At 49.7% G+C, this 23,654-nt stretch carries 24 protein-coding genes; 6 read left to right on the forward strand and 18 right to left on the reverse strand.

Translation table 11 applies throughout. The features are described from left to right. Positions 1-160: 160 nt before the first annotated feature. Positions 161-658 (reverse strand): LEA/WHy family protein, encoded by a 498-nt coding sequence (locus tag MKZ32_RS05800; RefSeq protein WP_239796396.1) that lies wholly within the window; start codon positions 656-658, stop codon positions 161-163. A gap of 268 nt (positions 659-926) precedes the next feature. On the opposite strand from MKZ32_RS05800, the gene rlmM reads away from it, so the two are divergent. Beyond that, entirely contained in the window at positions 927-1,964 is a 1,038-nt protein-coding gene (gene rlmM, locus MKZ32_RS05805; protein WP_239796397.1) for a 23S rRNA (cytidine(2498)-2'-O)-methyltransferase RlmM, read from the forward strand. A 60-nt stretch (positions 1,965-2,024) separates the two neighbouring features. On the opposite strand, the gene MKZ32_RS05810 is transcribed toward rlmM, so the two are convergent. Further along, a complete protein-coding gene (locus MKZ32_RS05810; protein ID WP_239796398.1) occupies positions 2,025-2,345 on the reverse strand; it encodes a c-type cytochrome in 321 nt (106 codons plus the stop codon). 422 nt (positions 2,346-2,767) lie between these two features. Here MKZ32_RS05810 and MKZ32_RS05815 point away from each other — a divergent pair, with 422 nt between their 5' ends. Both MKZ32_RS05815 and MKZ32_RS05820 read left to right on the forward strand, forming a co-directional pair. After that, a complete protein-coding gene (locus MKZ32_RS05815) occupies positions 2,768-2,938 on the forward strand; it encodes a hypothetical protein (RefSeq protein WP_239796399.1) in 171 nt (56 codons plus the stop codon). A 260-nt stretch (positions 2,939-3,198) separates the two neighbouring features. Further along, positions 3,199-4,560, forward strand: a complete 1,362-nt coding sequence (locus tag MKZ32_RS05820; RefSeq protein WP_239795878.1) for an IS110 family RNA-guided transposase — start codon at positions 3,199-3,201, stop codon at positions 4,558-4,560. A gap of 547 nt (positions 4,561-5,107) precedes the next feature. Here MKZ32_RS05820 and MKZ32_RS05825 read toward each other — a convergent pair. The 3 genes from MKZ32_RS05825 to MKZ32_RS05835 form a co-directional block, all read right to left on the reverse strand. Beyond that, complete coding sequence (locus tag MKZ32_RS05825; RefSeq protein WP_239796400.1) at positions 5,108-6,988, reverse strand: putative bifunctional diguanylate cyclase/phosphodiesterase; 1,881 nt, start codon at positions 6,986-6,988, stop codon at positions 5,108-5,110. 119 nt (positions 6,989-7,107) lie between these two features. After that, a complete protein-coding gene (locus tag MKZ32_RS05830) occupies positions 7,108-7,941 on the reverse strand; it encodes an NYN domain-containing protein (RefSeq protein ID WP_239796401.1) in 834 nt (277 codons plus the stop codon). Between the two features lie 470 nt (positions 7,942-8,411). Next, on the reverse strand, positions 8,412-8,561 hold the full coding sequence (locus MKZ32_RS05835; protein WP_239796402.1) for a CsbD family protein: 150 nt from the start codon (positions 8,559-8,561) through the stop codon (positions 8,412-8,414). A gap of 688 nt (positions 8,562-9,249) precedes the next feature. Between MKZ32_RS05835 and MKZ32_RS05840 the strand changes: the two genes are divergently transcribed. Further along, positions 9,250-9,390: a hypothetical protein gene (locus MKZ32_RS05840; protein ID WP_239796403.1), complete on the forward strand. Its 141-nt coding sequence runs from the start codon at positions 9,250-9,252 to the stop codon at positions 9,388-9,390. A gap of 61 nt (positions 9,391-9,451) precedes the next feature. Here the strand turns inward: MKZ32_RS05840 and MKZ32_RS05845 are convergent, their stop codons facing one another. From MKZ32_RS05845 to MKZ32_RS05855, 3 genes are read right to left on the reverse strand one after another with little or no spacing between them, the layout of a single operon-like run. Further along, a complete protein-coding gene (locus MKZ32_RS05845; protein ID WP_239796404.1) occupies positions 9,452-10,735 on the reverse strand; it encodes a YihY/virulence factor BrkB family protein in 1,284 nt (427 codons plus the stop codon). After that, the gene (locus MKZ32_RS05850; protein ID WP_239796405.1) at positions 10,728-11,132 is read right to left on the reverse strand and encodes a phage holin family protein; all 405 of its coding nucleotides are present in this window, start codon (positions 11,130-11,132) and stop codon (positions 10,728-10,730) included. Before MKZ32_RS05850 ends, MKZ32_RS05845 begins: the two co-directional genes overlap by 8 nt. A gap of 35 nt (positions 11,133-11,167) precedes the next feature. Further along, positions 11,168-11,539, reverse strand: coding sequence for a hypothetical protein (locus MKZ32_RS05855; RefSeq protein ID WP_239796406.1), 372 nt, complete (start codon positions 11,537-11,539; stop codon positions 11,168-11,170). Positions 11,540-12,037: 498 nt separating this feature from the next. On the opposite strand from MKZ32_RS05855, the gene MKZ32_RS05860 reads away from it, so the two are divergent. After that, positions 12,038-12,664, forward strand: coding sequence for a hypothetical protein (locus MKZ32_RS05860; protein ID WP_239796407.1), 627 nt, complete (start codon positions 12,038-12,040; stop codon positions 12,662-12,664). 129 nt (positions 12,665-12,793) lie between these two features. Here MKZ32_RS05860 and arsB read toward each other — a convergent pair whose 3' ends face one another. The 10 genes from arsB to MKZ32_RS05910 all read right to left on the reverse strand — a co-directional run bounded on the left by arsB (position 12,794) and on the right by MKZ32_RS05910 (position 21,140). After that, entirely contained in the window at positions 12,794-13,849 is a 1,056-nt protein-coding gene (arsB, locus tag MKZ32_RS05865; protein ID WP_239796408.1) for an ACR3 family arsenite efflux transporter, read from the reverse strand. Between the two features lie 186 nt (positions 13,850-14,035). Then, positions 14,036-14,515 (reverse strand): arsenate reductase ArsC, encoded by a 480-nt coding sequence (locus tag MKZ32_RS05870; RefSeq protein WP_239796409.1) that lies wholly within the window; start codon positions 14,513-14,515, stop codon positions 14,036-14,038. Positions 14,516-14,529: 14 nt separating this feature from the next. Then, entirely contained in the window at positions 14,530-14,889 is a 360-nt protein-coding gene (locus MKZ32_RS05875; RefSeq protein ID WP_239796410.1) for an ArsR/SmtB family transcription factor, read from the reverse strand. A 157-nt stretch (positions 14,890-15,046) separates the two neighbouring features. Continuing rightward, a complete protein-coding gene (locus MKZ32_RS05880; RefSeq protein ID WP_239796411.1) occupies positions 15,047-16,399 on the reverse strand; it encodes a putative bifunctional diguanylate cyclase/phosphodiesterase in 1,353 nt (450 codons plus the stop codon). Further along, on the reverse strand, positions 16,396-18,018 hold the full coding sequence (locus MKZ32_RS05885; protein WP_239796412.1) for a cyclic di-GMP phosphodiesterase: 1,623 nt from the start codon (positions 18,016-18,018) through the stop codon (positions 16,396-16,398). The genes MKZ32_RS05880 and MKZ32_RS05885 overlap by 4 nt, the downstream gene beginning before the upstream one ends. Before the next feature lie 157 nt (positions 18,019-18,175). Then, on the reverse strand, positions 18,176-18,442 hold the full coding sequence (locus MKZ32_RS05890; RefSeq protein WP_239796413.1) for a Txe/YoeB family addiction module toxin: 267 nt from the start codon (positions 18,440-18,442) through the stop codon (positions 18,176-18,178). Continuing rightward, positions 18,436-18,678: a type II toxin-antitoxin system Phd/YefM family antitoxin gene (locus MKZ32_RS05895; RefSeq protein WP_239796414.1), complete on the reverse strand. Its 243-nt coding sequence runs from the start codon at positions 18,676-18,678 to the stop codon at positions 18,436-18,438. Before MKZ32_RS05895 ends, MKZ32_RS05890 begins: the two co-directional genes overlap by 7 nt. A 362-nt stretch (positions 18,679-19,040) precedes the next feature. Continuing rightward, a complete protein-coding gene (locus tag MKZ32_RS05900) occupies positions 19,041-19,457 on the reverse strand; it encodes a 4-fold beta flower protein (RefSeq protein WP_239796415.1) in 417 nt (138 codons plus the stop codon). Positions 19,458-19,562: 105 nt separating this feature from the next. Continuing rightward, positions 19,563-20,471: a hypothetical protein gene (locus tag MKZ32_RS05905; RefSeq protein ID WP_239796416.1), complete on the reverse strand. Its 909-nt coding sequence runs from the start codon at positions 20,469-20,471 to the stop codon at positions 19,563-19,565. A 474-nt stretch (positions 20,472-20,945) separates the two neighbouring features. Beyond that, entirely contained in the window at positions 20,946-21,140 is a 195-nt protein-coding gene (locus tag MKZ32_RS05910; protein ID WP_239796417.1) for a hypothetical protein, read from the reverse strand. Positions 21,141-21,197: 57 nt separating this feature from the next. Between MKZ32_RS05910 and MKZ32_RS05915 the strand changes: the two genes are divergently transcribed. Continuing rightward, a complete protein-coding gene (locus tag MKZ32_RS05915; RefSeq protein ID WP_239796418.1) occupies positions 21,198-23,642 on the forward strand; it encodes an acyl-CoA dehydrogenase in 2,445 nt (814 codons plus the stop codon). Positions 23,643-23,654: the final 12 nt, after the last annotated feature.

Genomic DNA, 23,654 nt, shown 5'->3' on the forward strand with positions numbered 1-23,654 from the left:
TTCATTCAACGTCGAGTTAAATGTAACTGCCTTGGCAATCAATCACGTCGCCAAGCAAGTCGAAGTGCGTAGGTGACTTGGGTGAAAAAACACATTGCCTGAGGCAGTAGATACATGCTGATGTAGGTAAAGTAGCTGGTTTCTGTTGATAGTAATTCGGCTAGGGAGAAAAGCTGCCGGTTTGATCAATTCGAATTGCTGGATCCATCGCTCCGATATCAAGCTTGGTTTGAATCCGGTAAGCTACTTGACCTGGGATATTCTGTAGCAGTCCACCAACAAACCGGATGCCCTCAATCAGGCCGATAGTTGCAATTACTTTAAATTCGGCCTCTCCATATGCTGGTACTTCAGGTAACACATTGGTTGCACCTGCTACGACCTCGGAATCATTTAAGAATACTTTGTAGCTCATGCCACGCAGACTTAGTTTTGTTGCATTGGGATTCACTACGCGCATGCCGATCTCAAACTCTGGTATGAGGCTCTGAGATGTGAGTGGCTTAAAAGAAGTGACACCGACTGACGGCGTCTCAAAGTTCGGGCGCAGTGACGTGCAACCTGTACCAAGACAAACCCAGAGACAGAAGAGGATCAGGAATGATACAGAATTCTTGCTGTGGGGACGTGTCAGCGTTTTTGTATAAAGTTGTTTCATACTATTCACCATAAGGATAGGTTAATTGCACAAGCTAAATTAGCTGTGCGCATGGCTCAGACCGCCGCGCATCTGACTGGCCATGTTTCCGCCCGTCTACCGGTGCGCCAATGAGTTTTGTTATCACTTTCAATCGGTGTGCATGGGAATCTGAATTGCCATTATGCCTACTTAACGCCTGCTTGACGTAGGCTCAGGTTAAACTGAATATGGATTAGAGGTATATTAAAAAAATAAACCTCACCTACAGGCTGCTAACATATGCGTCATGAGCACACCAAATTCAACAAAATCACAACAATGGCTGCTGTATTGTCGCCCCGGCTTTGAACGAGACTGCCTGCAGGAAACGCAAGCATCGCCACTCGAAGCCAGTGTCAACAGCGGCTTTCTTATCCTCCAGGGCAAACCGCGCCTGCATTATGACCAACTTACCTTTACCCGCCAGTTGATCACCCTGCTAGCCGAAGTGAGCGAGCTGCCCGATCGCGACCGCCTTACTCCCCTATTTGCAGCCATACCCGATACACCCGCTCAATTCAGTGCACTGTGGCTGGAAACGCCTGATACCAACGATGGCAAAACCCTGTCCGGTTTTATTAAGCGCTTTCAACCCCTGCTGGAAGAAAAGCTGCGCGCCAGCGGGCGTATGGCTGAAGACCCCAGTCTGCCCCGCCTGCATATCTTTTTCCCTGACAAGAATCGTGCACTGATTGGTACAAGTGATCCGCGCAACAGCAACACCGCAGCTATGGGTATCCTGCGAATGAAGATGCCCTATGAAGCGCCCAGTCGTTCTGTACTGAAGCTGGCCGAAGCTTTTGAGGTGTTTTTATCGGAAGACGAAAAAATACAATGGATAAGGCCGGGTATGCGCGCAGTAGATCTGGGTGCAGCTCCCGGTGGCTGGACTTGGCACCTTGTTAGTTTAGGCATGCAAGTGGAGGCAGTTGATAACGGCCCGCTCAAAGGCGTGGTGGCCGATCACCCCTCGGTTAAACACCTGCGCCTGGATGGCTTCCGCTATCGCCCCAAACACGCGGTAGACTGGCTGGTATGCGACATGATAGAGCAACCGGGGCGAGTGGCCGCGCTGGTCGCTGACTGGATCGCCAGCGGCTCAACCAGCCGTGCCTTCTTTAACCTTAAGTTGCCGATGAAAAAACGCGTGGAAGCCTTGAACGAAGCGCTCGCCAGCATCCGCGAGGTAATGGATAAAAAAGGCTTCAAGTATCGCTTGAAAGCGAAGCAGCTATACCATGACCGTGAAGAAGTGACTGTGTTTCTGGCCAGGATTAAACGCTAAAAAAACTTTTACAAAGTCCTGCTTGTAGGAGCAGTACTAAAAACGATGCAAAGTTCAATCTTATTTTGCCAAGTTAGCAATAAACTTTGACAGAGACTGGATTTCAGCATCATTTGCGCCTAAGCCTTTTGCCGGCATTTCTCCAAATTCCCAACCAAATGAACCGCCCATGGTAATGCTAGTAGCGATTTTATTTGCTGCATCTTTATCACCTTTGTATTTTTCGGAAATTTCCATAAAAGACGGAGCAACGCTACTTTTATCAATGGCGTGACATGTACCACATTTAGCCTTGCCTTCTACAGGCATATCTACTGCCAGTGTGTGGCCTGAAGTAATCAAGCCTGCAGTCACAGCCATGCTTACGATAATAGAATTCATTTTTTCTCCGTTTAAAAATGTTTAGTTTAAATCATACACTGAGCATTTTATACAAATCCCTATTGGCATATACACTCTCATCGAGAAATCATCTGAGAGGAATTAATTGCCGATGGTTTGGAAGTCAGGATTTTCCCTAGCAGTCTATCGGACTTCAGAATTTGCACCAAGATGCGCCGATCAGACCTGATATCTTTCCTAGTTAATCTACCCCCTCAATTATTTCCCAAATATGCCGCTATTTATATTCAAAATGATCATTAGATTTACTATTCAACACCTTGCCAAGAAAGATCATAATTGAGGTAAGTGACTTGGCAGCTTTGCATGGAATCACCGACTGCCGCGCATTGGACTGTTAAAAATATTGGTATATGCGTGACGTTCACTCAAAATAAATAAAAACATCTTGGAAACATCAAATGGCTATCTTTGAAATTGAAATCCAAGAAATTCCTCATGGTCATGGTTTATCCTTCAAGAAGGGCGTCGCGGATGGTTTGTTTAAATGCAGTGACAATGAGCAGAAAGTTCCCAAGAGCCATTTGAAAAGCTATGAACGTGGGTTAAAAATTGGTGCTGAGTTAGCGTAGTAATCGGCCCCGTGCCGCAAATCGCGCCGAAGAAACACGTCGCTCTCCGAATGTGGCAAAGTGGAATGAGGTGCCACGGAAGACCGGAATAGCAATGGTGCATATTGCCCGAGGGTTAGCGTGGTCATGGGTGACGTCATCGACATTGGTGAATTGGCTTGGCGTTGTTGGGACGCTTGGCCGATATCCCGTTTAAGAGAGTGAGCTTGACGACGTACCCGATGTGGCACCACATTCCAAAACGAATGATGGAGATAATCATGGTGCAACGCAAGCAAAAAATCAGTATCAAACCCGGCAAATCCAGAGAGCCTTTAACGATCACCCATCCCCATGCGGCTGGAGTCGATATCGGTAGTTCGTCCCATTACGTATCTGTGCCGCCGGACAGGGACGACGAGCCTGTCCGGGAGTTTTCGAGCTTTACGGTTGACCTCAACGCCTTGGCCGACTGGCTCGACGCTTGCGGGGTGGACACGGTCGCGATGGAATCCACGGGCGTGTACTGGATCCCTTTGTTCGAGCTTCTGGAATCGCGCGGCTTCAAAGTGTTTCTGGTCAATGCGCGCCACGTCAAAAATGTCTCGGGCCGCAAGTCTGACGTGCTGGACTGCCAATGGTTGCAGCAACTCATGACCTACGGTTTGCTTCGCGGCGCATTTCGTCCTACCGAAGCCGTGTGCGTATTGCGCTCTCTATGGCGCCAGCGCGGGATGCTTTTGAGAAGCCAGGGCACGCATGTGCAGCGCATGCAAAAGGCGCTCACGCAGATGAACATCCAGCTCACCAACGTCATCTCGGACGTGGTCGGCGAGACGGGGCAAAAGATTCTGCGCGCCATTGTCGCTGGCGAGCGCGACGGTCAAGTGCTGGCCGCAATGAAGAATGTGCGCATTCGCGCTACCGCTGACGAAATCGCAAAAAGCCTGCAAGGCAACTGGCGCGCAGAGCATCTGTTTGCGCTCAAGCAAGCGCTGGATATGTTCGATTTCATCGGCACACAGCTAGCCGAGTGCGACCGTGAGATCGAGGGGCAATTGCAAAGCCTGCAAGTTCATGACGGCGAACCAGCGAAGGGAAAGAAGCGTGGTCGCGCCCGCAACGCGCCGAAGTTTGATCTGCGCACGCAATTGTTCAGGATGTGCGGAGTTGATCTTACGCGCATCGACGGCATCGACGTCACCACCGCGCTTGCGGTGATCTCCGAGACCGGGGCGGACATGTCGCGCTTCCCCACGGCAGGGCACTTCGCGAGTTGGCTGGGGCTATGCCCCGGCACCAAGATTACCGGAGGCAAAGTGATGAGCGGCAAGACCAAGCGCGTAGCCAACCGGGCGGCCCAAGCCTTGAGATTGGCCGCAGCAGCATTGCGCAGCAGCCAGTCGGCGCTGGGCGCATATTTCCGCAGGATGTGCGGGCGCATGGACAAACCTAAAGCCGTAACCGCCGCCGCGCACAAGTTGGCACGCCTGATTTACACCATGCTTACCAAGGGAGAAGAATATACCGACCAAGGGCAGGACTACTACGAAGAACGCTATCGCGAAAGAGTGTTGCGGCAACTAGCCCAGCGCGCTGAAAAAATGGGGATGAAACTCGTCGTCAATGAACAGCCCGCTTAACTCTACTTTTTAAAATCAGTTGGTTGGGAGGTGTTTCTTAAGAGAACGTGAAATCGCACAATGTAGTGGTCTAATTTACATGGACAACTCGATAGATAGAAAATCCGCCATCAGAGGAGTACTCAATGACAAAGCATCGAAATTGATGGCATGAAGCACGATCCTCTGAGCACTTCTACCCTCGGTAGTGCCACTACCGACCCTTTTGATCGTAGACGTTTTCTGTCAGCGTAAGACGGCAAGCTTAACCCAGAAATTGCTCCAGTTCAGACTGGCGCCACAGCTCTGGAGCGACTAACCTTAAGCCATGGTGATTCCCACTGGCGCATTTGCAACGCGGCAAAAACCCTCGCCTACAGCCTTTTCACATAGGCGGGTGGTTTCCTACTCGATATTGCTGAATTCATTTGGCGGCGGCCTGAATTGACTTTTCTGATCTCCCATTAATACCTTCTGCCGTTCCTTAAGTGCTGACAGCATGGTTTTAACGAGTTCACATGTAACATATTGTTGTCCGTCAAGGCTTCAAGCATATAGATAGTTTATGTCAGGATAAACGCTTTAACCAAATATGAGATGGTTCTGGTTTGCCAAATAAATATCCCTGATAAAACATTTCAGCTCTTGCTTTAAGAAAAGCAACCTGCTCATGGGTTTCTACCCCTTCAGCCACAACATCCAGTTTCATATGCTTCGCTATTGCCAGGATTGATTCAATCAACGCTGCATCATCTGAGTCGGTTGGCGCATCCTGAACAAATGTTTTATCAATTTTTAGTTCATGAATGGGAAGACGCTTAAGGTAGGTCAGCGAAGAATAACCAGTACCAAAATCATCAATCGAAAAGTGAATACCCAAAGACGTCAGCTCAATCATCTTGGCGACAACATCACTAACGTTATCAATCATTAACCCTTCTGTGATTTCAAAAATAAGACAGCTGGCATCAGCACCCGTATTAGCCAGGATCCTCCTGACCGAAGTGACAAATCCGGGTTGGCGAAAATGTCTTGGGCTAATGTTTACCGACAGCTTGATCGAACGACCTACTATTCCATCTAGTGCTATTATTTTGCATACCTCTGTCAGCACCCAAACCCCAATATCTACAATTAAATCGGTTTCTTCAGCAATGGGAATAAAAGATACAGGAGGGATCAGACCACGCTCAGAATGCTGCCAACGTACCAATGCTTCAGCACCAACGATGATGCCTGAAGCGTTCACCTTAGATTGAAGATACAGCTTTAACTCCCCATCCAAGATGGCCTTACGAAGTTCACGTTCAATTTGGAAGCAATGCTCCGCCATATTTGTCATGGATTGATCAATGACTATGCTCTGATTACCTCCATTTTTTTTGGCACGATGCATCGCGGTATTCACACGGCGCAGTACATCACCTATCGTGTCATCAGAGTTCTGCGGAAATAAGGCAATCCCAAGGCTGCTGGTAATGGAAATTTCATCTGAACCCACATGAAAAGGAAATTTGAGGGCAATGTGAATCTTATCAGCTAAACCTTGAGCATGGGAGGCTATGATTTTTGAATATTTTTCAGTACGCTGTACTAAAATTGCGAATTCATCAACAGACAGTCTGGCCAATATATCTCCTGTCTCAAGTACCGTTGAGAGACGATCTGCCACCGCGCGCAACAAAATATCTCCAGTGAAATACCCGCGCGCATTATTCAGCGTTTTGAAACGATCCAGATTAAAAATTATTAATGCACTTTCATGTCCGCTCTGCTTACATGTAGACAAGGATTGATTCAACTTTTCTATCAAAAGTAAACGATTGGGTAACCCGGTTAATGTATCGTAATAAGCCAGATATTCAAGATCGTTCCTGGCTTTCTCTTTCGCTTCATAATCCTGAAAAAGCAGGCAAACCAGCATCGTTGCAGTAGGATAGAACACTAGCATTATCAACCCTGCCTCATTAATAATTTTTAGGCCAATCTGATCTGGCAAAAGCATGAATATTGCCAGCATGACAATATGTACCAGAAACCCAAACCCCAGCAGAGGGAGAGCACCCAGATAATTTCTGGAACGCTTTCTAATGTAATGAAACAGGACCCCCATTCCAGCTGATGCAATGACAACAGCAATTCCAACTAAAGTTCCTACGCCACCTAACCAAATTCGATAGGCACCCGTGATAAATACGCTGATAAGTGCCACCAGAGGACCTCCAATGAGTCCTGCCACGGCCAATATAATTGATCGTCCGTCCAAAATTATCCCAGGCGCATATTGAATGGGAGACATCATGCCGAATACCCCGACAGCTCCAAAAAGGAAGCCAATAAGCGCCGTGTGAGTCAACGCACGTTTCCCAGCGCGAGATATGATTACTTGAAAGACAGCTGCAAGAGCAACTAATAAGGCGATATTTTGAATAAGTTCAAAAAAAATCATGACTATAGTTTGACGATGAGTTAGCGGAGTAATCAGGCAGAGCCAGAAAATCAGACCGAAAACCTTTCATAAAAATTAATCTAACATCAACTGCCTAACGGGAGAATTTTGATAGGAAACTATTTTGCACGAATGTATAGATTCTTATGATTCGATCCAGATGTTTGCCTTTGTTCAGTCACGAAGAGATCAGTCTTTGCTTTGACAAGATCAGAGAGCTTCTTGTAGCCGTAAAGCCTGGAATCAAAGTCGGGTTGTAATTTTGTAAGGTAGCTGCCGAATGCACCTAGGCCTGCCCAACCTGCATCGTCAATTGACTTCTCAAGTGCAGCTAGAACGAATTTTTTAGGAAATTCAAATTTTGGCTCAGTTACCGCAGTGGATATCTGAGATGACACAGATTTTTGTCCATTCTTAACTACCGGCAGATGGCCCACCGATTCGGCTGCTATGTTTGGCCGCAGGATTTCAGTGAACACGAACTTATGACAGGCATTGCGGAATGCTTCCGGTGTTTTATTTTCCCCAAAACCAAGAACCGTAAGTCCTTCTTCACGCAATCGCATTGCAAGTCCTGTGAAATCACTGTCGCTTGTTATCAGGCAAAAACCATCAAACTTTCTCGTATACAGCAAATCCATAGCATCAATAATAAGCGTACTATCTGTGGCATTTTTTCCGGTCGTATAAGCAAATTGTTGAACCGGCTTAATAGCGTATTGCTGTAGCACCTTTTTCCAAGAAGAGCTTGTTGAAGCAGTGAAGTCTCCGTATATACGCTTCACGGTTGCTTCACCAAATCTTGCGATTTCCGCGAGAAGCCCTTCTATTACTACAGCTTGAGCGTTATCAGCGTCAATTAAAACTGCTAATCGAAGAGTTCGTTCTTCAATCTCAATTTTTTCTACTGAACGTGGGGATACCAAGATGACTCCAGTTTTTTGCGTATTCATACGAACCCCAACTGGCTAACGGCGTCACTATTCACGCTGAAATGATCGCATATCGCCGTCCCAATCAAGATCACACATTGTTTAAATCGACAAGAATCAATTTTTCTTTAGAGTTATGAAGGAAAGAGGGCTGAGAATTGCCTTCCAAGCCTTCAGCATAAGAGCAGGTAACTGGCTGAAGTCTAGGTCTGTAAGATATATCTACAAAAGTTTATAACTGAGCAGAGCGTTAGGGAATATTTGGATCATCAGCACTGAGGGACAACTTGCAAATCTACTACCACATCATAAATCGAATTTTAGAGCTAAATTCCACCGTTTGTTTAAGCCGACACCATAGTTATTTCAATCTTTGTAATCTAAAATTCATTAGAAAGTTGATTGTTTTTATAGTCATCCATTAACTGGCCAAAAGATGCCAACACCTCTACGCTAGGTTCGCTTCAACCGCCATTTCTTAAGATCATTATTCAGATCGCCAAAATCAGCTTGGCTTTTACCATCTTTTTTTGAATTTCCCCTTCTACTTCCAATTTTTTATTTTCGGTGATTTTTCCGGTTATTTCCTTTATTTTATCTGTTATTTCATTGATACGACCCTTAACTTTATCTTTGTTCATACAGATTTCTTTGAAAATGAATGAAATATGATTCGAACTACGACCACAACAGCAGAGTTAGATAATGCACAAAATTTTATATCCAGTCAGTGCAGTAGGGAACTTAAGAAAGATCATTTGATAATTTTTTTAAATTACCTTTTGATCATGAGTAGCAGTTGCCAATCAGCATTGAAATTTTTTAGGAAAAAGCACAGTGATTTTCTGTTCTGACAGATATGAAGCTATTTAGTATTAATCTCTCCGGGTTCAATTCCCCGTCCCTTGGGGCGAAGGCTGGCTGAAAGCCAGCAGCATGGAGAGCGGTGTTAATACCCCGCTGCTTGCGACGGGGTGCTTGATTAAAATTTTTTAAATTAAGTATTGCATGGATGTCGCGGTAATTATTGGCTGCTTAAAAGTCATGTATTTCCGCCCCTGTCACTACATAGCGCTGTACTAACTTACTGCCTTCGTCGGGGATTGAGGTATGGTTTACGGTCGTAGCGTTTCTATGTTTTTGCACCTCAAATTGAGCTATATTTATTTGTTACCCACTATGTGCCATATCGCACAGATCAGCTTCAAGATGCTTTGTTATTCTTACTATAGGAGTTAGCCAAACAATGTGGTCTTGGTAAAATTCTTTAAGCGACATAACATCATGTCAACTGATCAATCATTCACAAGTATATAAATGGAGTTACAAATGGAACGGCTGAACGCTTACCCAGCACACGGTAACCATGCGCGCGCATGCATGCCAATTGCTTTGCCCCTGTTCTATCAGCCATCCGACCGACCCGCCGCAGCGCTCGCCGCGAGGGCTGAAGGGAACAGGCATCTATAGCGCCATATGCCGCAATATAACCGCGCATTAGGAACTGATGAGGAATGCGCCGGGCGCGTAGCTAGTCGCTGCTGCGACTCGGCACCGCGGGCGCGTCGCCAGGCGCCGGCTTCTGCGCGCGCGATCCATGCCGGTTGGCGTAAACCCAAGTGTATTCCGCGCCGAACAGGAAGATCTGCGCGGAGTAGTAGACCCATGTGATCAGCACCACGAGCGAGCCCGCTGCCCCGAATCCGGACGCCAGGCTACTTTTTCCCAGATACAACCCGATCAGCACTTTACCAATGGTAAACAGCAACGCAGTCACCGCGGCGCCGGTCCAGACGTCGCGCCATGGGATATTTGCGCGCGGCATGATTTTGTAGATCATCGCGAAAAGTAGTGTGAAGATGCCGAACGAGACCGCGAAGTTGAGGATCTCGAGGAAGACATCCCAGCCGTCGAACCAGCCGCCCCACCACTTGCCCAAGGCCGCGAGCGCCGCGCTCACGACGAGTGATACCACCAGCAGGAAGCCCAGGCTGAGCACGAGCCCGAATGACAGCAAGCGCGTGCGCAACAGGTGCCAGATGCCCGACACCTCCTTCGGCGCCGGCACTCGCCAGATACGGTCCAGCGCGTCTTGCAGCTCCCCGAAAATTGCGGTCGCACCGAGCAGCAAGATGGCGATGCCGACAATGGTCGCGACCACGCCCTTGGCCGGTTCGCGCGCGGCTTTGAGCATTCCTTCCACAGCCACCGCGCCTTCCTCACCCATTATTCCGCGCAACTGCGCGACGATCTCTCCCTGCGCAGCTTCCTGCCCGAACACCATTCCCGCCACCGCGATCACGATGATGAGCAGCGGCGCGAGCGAAAAAAGCGTGTAGTAGGAAAGGGCGGCGCCCATGCTCGGGGCGTAGTCATCCACCCAGGCTTTGACGGCCGCCTTGATCATCTGCAACTGTTGGCTTAACCAGCTTCCCTGCGGCACCGCGGCCGCTGACTCCTGCGCAGCGCTCACCGGCTGCGGTATGACGAGCGGAGACGCGCATGGGTTTCGCTTGGGGACCGTGGCGGCGCCCAGCGCGCCGAGCAATGGCAGCAGCATCTGCGCCGTTTTCAGCACGCTCGTAAGGCCACCGCGAGCCACGGGACGGGAGGACGGCGCTCGCAACTTTGCGCTGCGCGTAATGGCAAGGTATCCGGCCGCCGCGACGCCGATGACCAGCCCGGCGATCACGTAAGGCGACTTCACCAGCTGGCGCACCCTGAAGTTCAACGTGTGAACCTGCGCGACGATGCCCGCCTTGGAGGCGGCAACCCGCGTCTCGGCTGACTCTAGCGCCGCCGATGAGTTATTCATGGCTCTGTGTGGGCGCGGACTTCAAGCCAAGCTGGCGCCGTGTCGCGTAAAACAGAAGATCCCTGCTGCGCTTGATGGCGAGGAACACGAGGCCGCCGGCGCCAGCGAAACTCAGCAGCGCGGCAATCAACAGCGACCAAGCCCAGCCGAGGATATCGTTTTCCACCAAGGCTATGACTGCGCAGGCGATCAGCGCAAGCCAGCCGGTAATCAACAGAACTGCCGCGCCGACACCGAACCCGAGCATCAGCGCGAGTCCGATGCCGGCCTTTTTTCCTTCCAGCACGGCGAGTTGGAGGAAATTGTCCAGCCAGCCGCGCACGGAATCGATGAGCGAGTGGATGGACGCCGCAATCGACGTCGGCGAAGCGTTGGCGTACTCTGGTGACTTGTCCATCGCCGACACGCTGGGTAAGAAGCCCCGACGCGAGCTCATCGAAGGATAATACGGCTAAGCAGAAAACCCGCAGCCACGGCAATCCCGAGTGCCTTCAGTGGGTTGGCCGAAACGTAACTGCACGTACCCGCAACCAGTTTCTTCTGCGTAGCGTTTACACTTTCGCCTTGTTCGGCCAGCCAGTCGGCAGTCGGTGCGACAGCGTCAGCGGCCTTGTCCAGCGCCTGATGAGCCATAGCCGAGACTTGATCGATCGCAGGCTTGGCTTTGCGTGCCGCCTCGTTTGCTGCTCCGGCAATCGAATTAACGGCGGCGTAGGCGCTCGAGGATGCCTTGTTTAAGATGCCTTCGTTGCTACCCAACATGCCAGAAGTCGAGGGAGTGTTGCCGCGTGAGGCGATTCCCATGTGATTCTCCAAATGAAAAAATAAAATCGAAGACGATGTTACGATTCAAAAGATACGCAGAGAGCCAACGACCGTCTGTTCGTTAGCGTACGGAGACAATCTCATGCGGATGCAAAATTGTCTCCTGGTCTCCGCGCGCTTAAATGGACAGGCTGGATTTGGCTTGTGCTCGTGGCAACGATCAGATTGTTTGTCAACTTTTTCGACTGGAAACGACTGCGCGGTCCGATCTATTTGCCGACACGCGGCGCCATGTCGCTCGCTTTCACGCTCGCATCATTAGGCCGGGCTCATGAGCCCGGTAGGTTGGGCTGAATAAAATGAAGCTCAACATTTCACCGATCACCATAACCAACTACTCCATCACCTGTTTTCTCACCCACAATCCGACCCATTAGGTCTTTGGCGGACTCACAGTTAAGGAGTGGCCTTTGACCGAGGTGATCGAAGTTCAGTTTGCACTTAGCATTTATTTAACCAAAAAACGGAGAAGCCTTGATGCCTACCACTTCGCAGCAGCCGTACCATCCGATCATCTATGTGCGAGGTTTTGCTGCCACGCAGGGCGAGATCGAGGAAACCGTGGCCGATCCTTATATGGGCTTCAACATCGGCTCGACCAAGGCACGTATGGCTTGGACCGGCGACGTGAAGCGATTCTTCTTCCAGGCGCCACTTGTGCGCCTGATGATGGACCACGACTATACGGACGTATTCGTGGACGGCGAGGACCTCGTGGCGGCAGAGCGCCCTGACTGTTTGATCCCGTACCGCAGTATCATCATCTACCGCTACTACGATGAGGCAAGCAAGGACTTTGGCACGGGTGACGCCACCTATAGAACAATTTGTGAAGGGACTGGACAGGCTGATCCTTCGCCTGCGCGACAAGATCTGCGCCAACCCAAAGAATGCGGTGACGCCCGCAGATTTCTGCGTGCATCTCGTGGCGCATTCCATGGGCGGGCTGATCTGCCGCGCATTTTTGCAGAACACGCAGCTGGGCAGCGTGCCAGTGCGCAAAGCGGTGGACAAGCTTTTCACCTACGCCGCGCCGTACAACGGCATCGACATGCGCATCGTGCGCAACGTGCCAGGCACATCCACTCGCGAACTCAAGGGTGAGGCAGGTATTGCATTTGATATCCCCATCGCACAAAAGACTAGTCCCGGAGTGAAAGGTATGTTGCGTATTGAAGCGCGGTCATGGGCCTGAGTCTTCTCGCGTGAAGTTTGACTTTTTCTTGAATTGGTTCAGTCTGGAGAGTCAGGTTTGGTCTCATATCTGCTTCCCGCTTCGTACCAGCCATGGCTACGCTTGACCAGATACACGACGGATAACATTACTGGTACTTCAATCAACACGCCGACCACGGTCGCAAGTGCCGCACCGGATTCGAAGCCGAACAGGCTGATGGCGGCAGCGACTGCCAATTCAAAGAAGTTACTCGCACCAATCAGTGCTGAAGGACCCGCTACGCAGTGCGCTTCACCGAAGCGGCGATTCAACCAATATGCTAATCCGGAATTGAAATAAACCTGAATGATGATGGGCACGGCGAGCATGAAGATAATGAGTGGTTGCTCGACGATGGCTTTGCCTTGAAAGGCAAATAACAATACCAGTGTGAGCAACAAAGCGGAGATGGAGAGCGGGTTTAGCTTGGACAGGGTATGCTGCAGCGCTGCGATCCCGCCGCGTGCCAATAGGAACTTGCGCCATATCTGTGCCACCAAAACGGGCAGCACGATGTATAGCACTACCGACACTAGCAGCGTATCCCAAGGCACGATGATGGATGAGATACCCAGCAATAGCGCCACCAGCGGCGCAAAAGCGAACACCATGATGGCGTCGTTGAGTGCGACTTGACTCAGAGTGAATAGCGGCTCACCGTTCACCAACCGGCTCCACACGAACACCATTGCGGTGCAGGGCGCGGCGGCAAGCAGTATGAGGCCTGCAATGTAGCTGTCGAGCTGCTCCGCTGGCAGATACGGTGCGAACAATTGCCGGATGAACAACCAGCCCAGTAACGCCATGGAAAAGGGTTTGACCGCCCAATTGACAAATAGCGTGACACCGATGCCGCGCCAGTATTTGCGCACTTCATGTAAGGCCATGAAATCTATGCGCAACAGCATGGGAATAATCATGACCCAGATCAGCAGTCCAACGGAGATGTTGACCTTGGCGATTTCCAATTTACCCAGCCAGTGAAACGGTGCGGGGATCAATTGCCCTAACACTACCCCGACGATGATGCAGAGAAAAACCCAAACTGTCAGGTAGCGTTCAAAAATGCTCATGTGTTAATCCCTTAATGCGTACGATTTTGGCGAGCTTTTCTGTCAAATTGTCAGCACGTAACAGCAGCACGTTGTAATGCTTTTACTCATGAACAGGCTCTTTCTGGGAGGGGAGTTTATTCAGAAGCTAGTTTCAGTAAATGCGCTACGCCGAATAGGCTTCTCCTTGAACGAAGTAGCACCTTCTTAAACAACGATGTTGGCAATCTTGTCCATTTTGGTTTTTAGAGCCGCCTTGTCATGCTTCAACACATCCAGATTCAGTGCGAAAAATGCTTCGATGCGGGCACGCAGGATACGGTAAGTCTCCATGAACGCCGCATCAATCTCTTCATCCGTGCCCGTGGCATGCGCCGGGTCTTCCACGCCCCAGTGGGTGCGCAGCACTGGGCCGAGGTAGGCCGGGCAAGTTTCTCTCGCTGCACTGGCACAAGCGGTGATGACTATGTCGGGCGCGGTGGGTAGATTGTCCCAGGACTTGCTATAATAGCCTCCGGTGGAGATGCCTGCGCTCGCCAGCAATGCCAGCGAACGTGGATGCACTTTGCCGGTGGGCTTGCTGCCCGCGCTCATGGCACGCCAACCAGCCGGAGCAAGATGATTAAAGATTGCCTCGCCGAGGATGGAACGGCAGGAGTTACCAGTGCAGAGAAAGAGTACGTTCATGTTCAGGGTTGCGATTAAGTCGGGGGAATTGGTAGGAGTACGCTTGCGGAACAGACGGGTGTCGTCCGCAAATCAATACACTGCTGAGGATTGCCGGAACAGCATTCCTCGGTTAGGTAAGCAATAAGATCCAGCATCAAGGGGATATTGGCGCGATAACGCTGGTAGCGACCTTCCTGTTGGACTGTTAGCAGGCGTGCCTGCGTCAATGCTTTCAGATGGAAGGAAAGATTGGTGGGCGGCAGTTCAAGGGTTGTCGCAATTTCGCCCGCCACCATACCGTCCGGCACTTTTTTGACCAACAGCCGAAACACGTCCAATCGCACGCCGGAAGAAAGCGATTCGAATACTGAAGTTGCAGTAAGTTTGTCCATATAACAATACTACAACTATATTTGAAATGTTGCAATATAATTTGCTTGGATTCGAGATTGGATTGAAATAAGGAAATGATAATAAACCCCTTAGAATCTAGGGTAACGCTATAAATTCAAACTCCATACTGTGTTGATATGGCGCGCCTTGTGTGGCTTAGGATTTTGGAGTTATAGAAGCGTCCAAGGATATTACATGCAGGGCTAAGGTGTGTTGACGATACCAATTGATAAAGTCTGTGTCAGATAGCGCGCGGCTGTATAGAAAGCCCTGCACCAGATCACAACCGAGATCGCGTAACAGATCGAATGTTTCCTGATCTTCCACCCCTTCAGCTATTGTGGTCAGATTGAAATTTTTGGCCAGATCAATAATGGTACGGACGAGATTTTTGTCCTCGCGTGAATTATGTATGTTCCGAATGAAAAGGATATCGATCTTCAGTTCCTGCACTGGGAAGCGCTTAAGGTACGCCAGCGATGAATAGCCGGTGCCGAAGTCGTCAATTGATAGGCGAATGCCCAGCTCTCTCAGTCTTGATAACATTGTAAGGGAGGATTCATAATCATCGATTACCAAACTCTCCGTGATCTCCAGCGTAAGGTGTGATGCGGGTACCCCCCAAATATCGAGTGCTTGCTGGACTATTTGCGGAAGTTCCTTGTCTTTGAGCATTTTGGGCGGAAGATTGACGCTTATGCCTACATCAATGCTCATCTTCAAGAAAGTGGCTGTATGGCGGAGTGCCGTGTTAAGTATCCATAGGGTCAAAGTATTAATCAGACCGGTTTTCTCTGCAATGTCGATCAATGTGGCCGGGTTGATTACACGTTGCCCTGGCGCTGTCCAACGTATTAGAGCCTCCATGGAGACACAGCGTCCGGTCTGGATATTAATCTGTGGCTGGTAGTGAACATGCAACTCGTTTGCTTTAATGGCTTTGCCAAGTTCAATGTCAAGACCGCTATAAGTTTCTGTCTTAATGCGATCTTCAGGCTGATAGACGTGGTATCCCTGTTCATTGGTTGCGGCGATGTCTGATGCGATGTCGGCATACATCAATAATTGACCTGCATCACGGCCCAGTTCTGGAAAATTGGCAATGCCGATATGTGGGCGCAGCATTACTGGGTAATCATCGGCAATGAAGGATTTATGTAATTCAGAAAGAATCTTGATTGCTGCCAGTATGCTTTGAGCATTATTCGCAAGGTCGGGCAAAACAAGACATATCTCTTCATCAGAAAAGTGTGCGTAGCGATCAGCGTCACGTAACAGATTATCAAGAAGCTGATCGGTGTAATGGTTGATTGATTGGGTGGATGTGTCGCCAATGATGGCATCCAGCCGTTTGGCTCGCCTCAACTTCATGATTAGCACAGCTGTCGCGCTGGTTTCGGCTTTATCGATTTCAAAACGCAGGAAATTGACCAGTTGATTGTGGGTTAACTGATGTCGTGTCGCCGTGGTATTGGATTGATGCGACGGAGGAGGGTTGTGGCCGATCATGCCAGGTAATATTCTCGGGCATCGAGATCGAAAGCGCCAGTTGGCAGGCCGCGCAGAATATGAACTGCCGCCATCGTTTCGGACTGATACAGTAAATCCAGCGTCGCGGGGTTGGCCGCCGGGCTTTTGTCTGGGCCACTAATAATAAGCACCCGTGGTTTCAGTCGGCGTACCTTGCTCTGGCTTATGACGACTGCGACTTCGCCAGAAGACAGTTCAACCAAGGAGCCAACCGGAAAAATGCCGATTGTTTGGATGAATTGTTCGACCATGGAGTCAAGATAATACTCGCCGCTCATCGTGCTTATACTTTTCAATGCGTCATAGGCTGACACGGCTTTGGTATGAAAACGTGCATTGGTCAGTGCGGTAAATGAATTAACGATTGCAGCCATGCGTCCGAACAGGCTGATATTACCTTTAGATAGTCCTGCGGGGTAGCCGCTCCCGTTTTCTCGTTCATGGTGTTGGGCGATACCTTCCAGAATGTCGGTATGCAGATTAGGCGTCTCTTTAAGTATTTCAAGGCCCAAACCTACGTGGCTTTTGACTATTTCAAATTCTTCCAAACTCAGCCGCTCATTTTTTTGCAACAGTTCGCTCGGTAATTTTATATTTCCAATATCAAGCAGCAATCCGGTGATGCCCAGGCGCTCGAGAAAGTCTTTAGGCAAGCCTATATGTCGACCCAGCGCAATCAGATAAACGGCTGTCTGAAGCCCGTACTCATAGCTGGCATTGTCCTGTTGACGTAATCGCATGATCAACATCAACGCATTAGGATTTCGCACCATGCTGTCCACTACTTCCTGAATCACAGTCTCTACTTCTTCGATCTCGAGGTTTTTGTCAGAGCGTATGTCCTCAACAAGGCCATGAAGTACTTTTTCTGTGAGTGTATAAGCCTTGCCAGCTGGAGCAAGCTCTTCCTCGACTGGTCTGACATCGTTGTACATTGTTAACTCGACGTTGGCAGGAATAAATTCAGGTCGCTGGGTAGTTACAACGTGTACTTCCGGTGCCGTAGGATGTTGCTCGGAATCGAAAGCCTTCTTTTGAGCATAAGATTTATCTTTAAAATCTGATTTTATTTTAAAGAAATCTTTTATTTTGCTGGAAAATGAGGCCAGCAATCCTTCTTTAATCTGCGTTTCCGGAGTCGCGGGTAGGTCTTTATTTAAGTTTTTTGGGATTGTCTCGGTGTGAGTTAAATGGCTCAATTCTGTCGGTTCGAACACCGTATCTTTAATATTTAGGGCGACAGGAGCTTGTAAGTCAGCTGGCTTTTCCTTGATTGATTCAGGTGCCGAATGGTCGGCGATAGAGGTTTGAATAGTGCTGTCGTAAGTCTCGCTAAAGCTTGTGGAAGATGGTGCGATGGAAGCGCGTCTGTCTGACTCCACTTTTTCCTTAGAGACAGATCTCGCTGTTTGCAGCCCTTGTGTTGATCTGTCCCATTCGATTACAACAAATTGACAGTACTCTTGCAATTGCTCAATATCTTTATTATTTTCGATCAGGAAACCTTGAAGCAGAAAGGGCGTGTCAAGCCACGGCCGATCAATATCAGAAACGAACATGCCGATCTTGAGTTTGCTGGAAGGAATCTCTGTTTTCATGCGGATAAGTGTAACGCACATTCTTCCTGAAAAACACCTCAGTCCTACTCCAATGACGAATGCCTTTGGACAGTCGTTCTCAGTTTTGGTGACCTATAAATTGTCCGGATTTAATGCCGCCAGCTCATCAATCTGTACTACCGAATAATTGGCTTGCTCATTCATAGTGCGTCCACATGCGTAGAACGCGAACGGTTCTTTCTTTTGTAAAGATTTCATACACGATATGGTGCTGAATATTGATGCGGCGTGAGTAAGCACCGGCAAGATCTCCGACTAATTTTTCGAAAGGCGGTGGATTTTGAAATGGATCATTGGCAAGGACTGCTAACAACTCTTGTGCCTTTGTCTTGAGACCGCTTGCAGCAAGCTTCTTTGCATCTTTGAGTGATTGCTTGGCATAGACAACCTCCCAACTCACCACTTAAGCTCCTTTGCACTTTTTGCTAGAGGCTCATTCATACCTGTCTTTATGGATTCGCGCATGCCAGGCACGGCAAGCAAGTACAAAGTTTCTTGTATCGCACTCCAATCCTCTGCGGAGAGCAGCACAGCACTGCTACGTTTCCCGGAAATGATAATTGGTTGATGAGACGCTGCTGTCTCATCAATCAATCTATACAAATTCGCGCGAGCGTCACTGGCGGTAAGAGTGTGCATTTTGGTTTTCTTTAAATAAAAATAAACCTAAAAAGTACGTAAATACGTACGATACGTCAAGCAATATTAACCGATTACGAACTGCCACGTCGAACAGGGAGGTGGCCATGTAACGCAACACACACCGCCAACTTGCCGGACTTGACAGGTATGGGCGCACTCGCCCTGCAAAAGGGTGAAATCAGGTAAAAACGCATTAAAAATGGCAGGTTGAGCGGAACATGACCCGATGGCGCCGCTACGATCAGAGAGATATTTCTATAACAAGCAGATTCACAGCAGCCTCACCGGGCTTGTACAACAAACGGGTTAGATTGTGGCTCGCTTCGCGATCACAATCTAACCTTGCTCGCTAGAGGTCATTATTTTCCACCTTCACCCAATAAGAACAGACAAGGCGTATCGCCAAATGAATTTGAGAAGTATGGGCGGTACGGAGCGTACTGCGTATATGCCTTGTATGGCTTGTACTGCTTGTATGCTTTGTACGTCTCGTATTCTGTCGAACTCATGGCTTCCTTAGTTGCACAGGAGGCGTTTCCTTCGTGATCTCGGATGAAGCCTTTCACAAACCATCCGAGGTGTTTGCCATTGAAGCCGTAAACGTGATACCCGCCACTGCTATCTTTCTCAAGGTACGCGACTGGTTTGCCGCCCCAAAGATAGATCGTCAACTCGTCATCGACGGCGATGTAAGCATCTGCTTTGCCAATACCATTGAATAACGTCACTTCGTCCTCGGCATGTGCTACCGTTGAAAGGGCGATGACAAAAAACATAGTCAAAAGATGGAGAAGACGGAGCATTTTGATGACCTCTAACGTTTGAATTCACCGGCCTGCTCGGCTTTTAGCGCAGGCCCGGTGGAATGATGGGTTGGGCACTCAGAGCGGAAAGGCAGACTGTTCATTGAACGGGAACTTTGTCTTTACCAACTCCACGATCGCAGCACCGATCTTTTTCCCTAGCTGCTGCGTGAGAGAGTGGACGGTGATTTCAAAGGAGTCATCAAGTACGCGCCACTTCTTCATCCAAGCTTCAGGGAGTGGCACACCAGGCGGTTGAATTGCGGGCGTAAGCCTGTGGACCATCCAGCTCACTTCGCAATATCGGTTCAGAAACATTGCGAACTGCATTTCCTCGAAACGGGGCAAAACCGGGAGAGGTTCTAGCCCCTTCATCCACCCCTGTGCACCGGCGAGCGACAAGCGCGCGCCATGAACCTCAAAGTCAAAAAGGTCATCCCACTTGGAAAGTTCGTCTCGGGTCTCTTGTGTGAGGCCACTCTCACTCCCGGTCATTTTTCGGCGGACTTTAAATTCGGTGCCCTTGCGCAGCTTCTTCATGGCGACGATATCAAGGGGCATGCCGGGAGTTACACCTTCGATGCTGTAGAAGTTTGTGACCTTCTGGAGAGCAGCCGAAGTCAAGACAAGGTTGTCAAATGTATTTCGAAGTAATGTATAGGCGTGATAGGGATAGCCACAAATTGCGACCCGCTCCGCGCCGCATAACGACTGGAAACTATGAGCAAGACGCGGGACAAATATTGCGTAGAACTCGGAAAGAGGCGCTGTGACTTTCGGGCGACAGACCGTGTTGATTAGCTCAACCGTTTCGAGAAAGAAGCATTTGAAAGCATCGGACAACGCGAGGTAGCTCTTGTACTGAAGGATTGCCTGCTGGTGTTTCTGCTCCTCGTCGAAAAGAAGATGCGCACGACCGTAAGGGACGCCATCACTTTTTGAAATGGCATCAAGCCGTTTTACGAATTCTTCGGGAGATAGCGCCATTGCCTATGATGCCCAACGTAATCGAGTTCGACTGGAGAGGGTGCGGCTTGAATGTAGCAAGAGCAGCAAAGCGTTCATAACCAATTCCCTTCCAGAAAAATCCGTAATGATTTTATTTCGCACATTATCATAAAACCCTGTTGTTCATGAAGCGCGACGATTCGTGTTACCGCCACTGCGCAGTTATTTCCTTCGCTCGGGGCAAGCTGTCGAGATCACCGATTCAAGTAGTATGGGTGCCGTGCATAAACCTCGGAGAAGAAAAAAACTGTAGGCCGTAAGGCTGGTTTTCAAGCACATCTATAATTCCCAACGCAGTAAACCAAAGCCGGCGATAACGCGTATGAATGTCATTTCGGTGGAACTAATGGAAGATGCGGTAGATCGCATGCAATAAGTTAAGCATTGTCAGCAAGGCGTACTGACGTTAAAGTTCCGCACATACAAATATAAAGAGTCCTCTAAAAAATGCGGTCATTCACTTGCCGGAAGGGGAAATTCAGGATAATGGGTATCCACTTCACGCACGTAACAGATCGATGCACCAAAATGACAAGACGCCGTTCGGCCTGAGCTTGTCGAAGGCCAGTGTTGGCGCGGAACCAGCGGTTCGACAAGCTCACCGCGAACGGTAACTGGTTTGCTGAAACGTAATACTATGTGCGTCAAGGAGATATCCATTTTCAGGATTTATAGAGGTTGCCCTGAGAACAAGAAGGGACGGTAATGGTTATATTGACTTTGCTAGTGATGCTGGGCGTCATGGTTTTGTTGGCGTTCTTTCGGTCCTCCATATGGGGGTGGTTGTTGGCGATGGTAGTCTTTGTTTTCATCGCTGCTATCCAAAGCAAACTTTCTGCTGATCTGTTTCAAATTGCTATCATCGTGCTGGCCGTGGTTGTTGCAGTACTGGGTGTTCCTTTTCTGCGTCGCCTGTTGGTGAGCAGTCAAATTCTAAAAATTTTCCGCAAGACACTTCCACATATCTCGCAAACTGAGCAGGAGGCGCTCGATGCGGGTACGGTTTGGTGGGATGGCGATCTCTTTAGTGGCCACCCTGACTGGCGCAAGTTGTTGAATTACCCCAAGCCGACGCTCAGTGCAGCAGAGCAATCCTTTCTCGATAACGAAACCGAAACTCTGTGCGCCATGCTGGATGACTGGGATATTACTCATGTGCGTCAGGATTTGCCGCCGCAGGTATGGCAGTACATCAAAGACAATGGGTTCTTCGGCATGATTATTCCCAAGGAATACGGCGGGTTGGAATTTTCTGCCCTTGCGCATTCCGCCGTGGTGGCCAAGCTTGCTTCGCGTAGCATTACTGCATCCGTAACCGTGATGGTGCCGAATTCATTGGGTCCGGCAGAGTTACTTGTGCGTTATGGCACGTCTGAGCAAAAAGAAAAATATCTGTGCAGATTGGCACAGGGCAAAGAGGTACCCTGTTTTGCGCTGACCGGGCCATCCGCCGGCTCTGATGCAGGATCAATTCCTGATTATGGCATCGTGTGCTACGGCGAATTCAACGGGCAGTCAAACGTGCTCGGCATGCGGGTAACGTGGGAAAAACGTTACATCACGCTGGCACCGGTCGCGACGCTGCTTGGTCTCGCTTTTAAGTTATATGATCCGGATCACCTGCTTAGCGAACAAACAAAACGCGGCATCACCCTTGCGCTGATTCCTGCAGATACGCCCGGCGTGCAGGTCGGGCGTCGTCATTTCCCACTTAATTCGGCATTTCAGAACGGCCCCACTTCGGGCCAGGGGGTGTTCATCCCGATGGAATATATTATTGGTGGCATGGATCGTATCGGGCAGGGCTGGCGCATGCTGATGGAATGTTTGGCAGCGGGGCGATCGATTTCGCTGCCGGCCTGTGCCATCGGCGGGGTGAAACTGGCGGTGCGAACTTGTGGCGCATATAGCCGAGTACGCAAGCAGTTCAAGCTACCGATCGGTAAATTTGAAGGCGTGGAAGAAGCGCTGGCGCGAATGGGCGGGAATGCCTATTTGATGGATGCGGCACGCGTACTAACGGCAGCAGCGGTGGACATGGGCGAGAGGCCGTCTGTGATTTCTGCCAGCGTTAAATATCATTGCACCGAGCGTGCGCGCACGGTTGTCAATGATGCCATGGACGTGCATGGTGGTAAGGGGATTTGCCTGGGGCCGAGCAATTACTTGGGGCGTTCTCACCAGCAGAATCCCATCGCCATTACCGTGGAAGGCGCGAATATCTTGACGCGCAGCCTGCTCATTTTTGGGCAGGGCGCGATCCGTTCTCATCCTTATGTACTTAAGGAAATCCAGGCGGCGCAAGATAGTGATAAGCAACGTGCACTACGAAATTTTGATGCTGCTCTGCTTGGCCACATCAGTTTGAGCCTGAGCAATGCGCTACGCGCGTGCTTTTTTGGTCTTACCGGTGGGCGTGGTCTTTCGGTGCCGGCAGGTGAGGAAACACTGCGTTATTACCAGCAATTGACGCGCTGTTCCGCTGCATTCGCATTGGCGGCAGATGTGTCCATGCTGATGCTGGGCGGAAATCTCAAACGGAGCGAGAAAATTTCTGCCCGGCTGGGCGATGTGCTGAGCCAACTGTATCTGTGCTCGGCCACGCTCAAACGCTTCGAGGATGATGGCCGTCCAGCTGAAGATCTGCCGTTGCTGCACTGGGCGATACAGGATGCTTTGTACAGGATTCAGATTGCGTTTGATGGCGTGCTGCAAAACTTTCCCTGTCGTCTTTCTGCACTGCTTTTGCGTGTGCTTATATTCCCGAGGGGAAAATATCTGGCGCCACCTTCCGATGAGCTGGGGCATCAAGTGTCAGTGCTGTTATTGCAACCGGGCGCTACGCGTGACCGCCTGACAGCGGGCATGTATTTGCCCAGTGATGAGAATGATGCGGTCGGTGCACTGGAAGCTGCGTTACACAGCACGTTGCGGTGCGAACCCTTGCAAGCAAGAGTGGATGCGGCGCACAAGGCCGGGCAGCTCAAGGTTATGAATGAGTTGATGCGCATTGCAGAAGCACATCATAAAGGGTTCATCAATGCCGAAGAAGCACATCTGCTGGAGCGTGACTATGAGCTACAACGCAAGGTCATCATGGTGGATGATTTTGCGCCAGAACAAGTGAGGGCAGAGTCGAGTATTATTTGAGCGATAGTGAGG

Source organism: Candidatus Nitrotoga arctica, from assembly GCF_918378365.1.
GTDB lineage: Bacteria > Pseudomonadota > Gammaproteobacteria > Burkholderiales > Gallionellaceae > Nitrotoga > Nitrotoga arctica.

Excerpts from the sequence above, each read along its gene's own strand:
- MKZ32_RS05905 (WP_239796416.1), bottom strand. The coding sequence starts at position 20,471 with ATGGCGCTATCTCCCGAAGAATTCGTAAAACGGCTTGATGCCATTTCA.
- MKZ32_RS05835 (WP_239796402.1), bottom strand. The coding sequence starts at position 8,561 with ATGAACAAAGATAAAGTTAAGGGTCGTATCAATGAAATAACAGATAAA.
- MKZ32_RS05855 (WP_239796406.1), bottom strand. The coding sequence starts at position 11,539 with ATGGGAATCGCCTCACGCGGCAACACTCCCTCGACTTCTGGCATGTTG.
- MKZ32_RS05810 (WP_239796398.1), bottom strand. The coding sequence starts at position 2,345 with ATGAATTCTATTATCGTAAGCATGGCTGTGACTGCAGGCTTGATTACT.
- MKZ32_RS05800 (WP_239796396.1), bottom strand. The coding sequence starts at position 658 with ATGAAACAACTTTATACAAAAACGCTGACACGTCCCCACAGCAAGAAT.
- MKZ32_RS05885 (WP_239796412.1), bottom strand. The coding sequence starts at position 18,018 with ATGAAAACAGAGATTCCTTCCAGCAAACTCAAGATCGGCATGTTCGTT.
- arsB (WP_239796408.1), bottom strand. The coding sequence starts at position 13,849 with ATGAGCATTTTTGAACGCTACCTGACAGTTTGGGTTTTTCTCTGCATC.
- MKZ32_RS05880 (WP_239796411.1), bottom strand. The coding sequence starts at position 16,399 with ATGATCGGCCACAACCCTCCTCCGTCGCATCAATCCAATACCACGGCG.
- MKZ32_RS05870 (WP_239796409.1), bottom strand. The coding sequence starts at position 14,515 with ATGAACGTACTCTTTCTCTGCACTGGTAACTCCTGCCGTTCCATCCTC.
- MKZ32_RS05900 (WP_239796415.1), bottom strand. The coding sequence starts at position 19,457 with ATGTTTTTTGTCATCGCCCTTTCAACGGTAGCACATGCCGAGGACGAA.
- MKZ32_RS05895 (WP_239796414.1), bottom strand. The coding sequence starts at position 18,678 with ATGCACACTCTTACCGCCAGTGACGCTCGCGCGAATTTGTATAGATTG.
- MKZ32_RS05830 (WP_239796401.1), bottom strand. The coding sequence starts at position 7,941 with ATGAATACGCAAAAAACTGGAGTCATCTTGGTATCCCCACGTTCAGTA.
- MKZ32_RS05850 (WP_239796405.1), bottom strand. The coding sequence starts at position 11,132 with ATGGACAAGTCACCAGAGTACGCCAACGCTTCGCCGACGTCGATTGCG.
- MKZ32_RS05840 (WP_239796403.1), top strand. The coding sequence starts at position 9,250 with ATGGAACGGCTGAACGCTTACCCAGCACACGGTAACCATGCGCGCGCA.
- MKZ32_RS05915 (WP_239796418.1), top strand. The coding sequence starts at position 21,198 with ATGGTTATATTGACTTTGCTAGTGATGCTGGGCGTCATGGTTTTGTTG.
- rlmM (WP_239796397.1), top strand. The coding sequence starts at position 927 with ATGAGCACACCAAATTCAACAAAATCACAACAATGGCTGCTGTATTGT.
- MKZ32_RS05815 (WP_239796399.1), top strand. The coding sequence starts at position 2,768 with ATGGCTATCTTTGAAATTGAAATCCAAGAAATTCCTCATGGTCATGGT.
- MKZ32_RS05845 (WP_239796404.1), bottom strand. The coding sequence starts at position 10,735 with ATGAATAACTCATCGGCGGCGCTAGAGTCAGCCGAGACGCGGGTTGCC.
- MKZ32_RS05875 (WP_239796410.1), bottom strand. The coding sequence starts at position 14,889 with ATGGACAAACTTACTGCAACTTCAGTATTCGAATCGCTTTCTTCCGGC.
- MKZ32_RS05860 (WP_239796407.1), top strand. The coding sequence starts at position 12,038 with ATGCCTACCACTTCGCAGCAGCCGTACCATCCGATCATCTATGTGCGA.
- MKZ32_RS05825 (WP_239796400.1), bottom strand. The coding sequence starts at position 6,988 with ATGATTTTTTTTGAACTTATTCAAAATATCGCCTTATTAGTTGCTCTT.
- MKZ32_RS05820 (WP_239795878.1), top strand. The coding sequence starts at position 3,199 with ATGGTGCAACGCAAGCAAAAAATCAGTATCAAACCCGGCAAATCCAGA.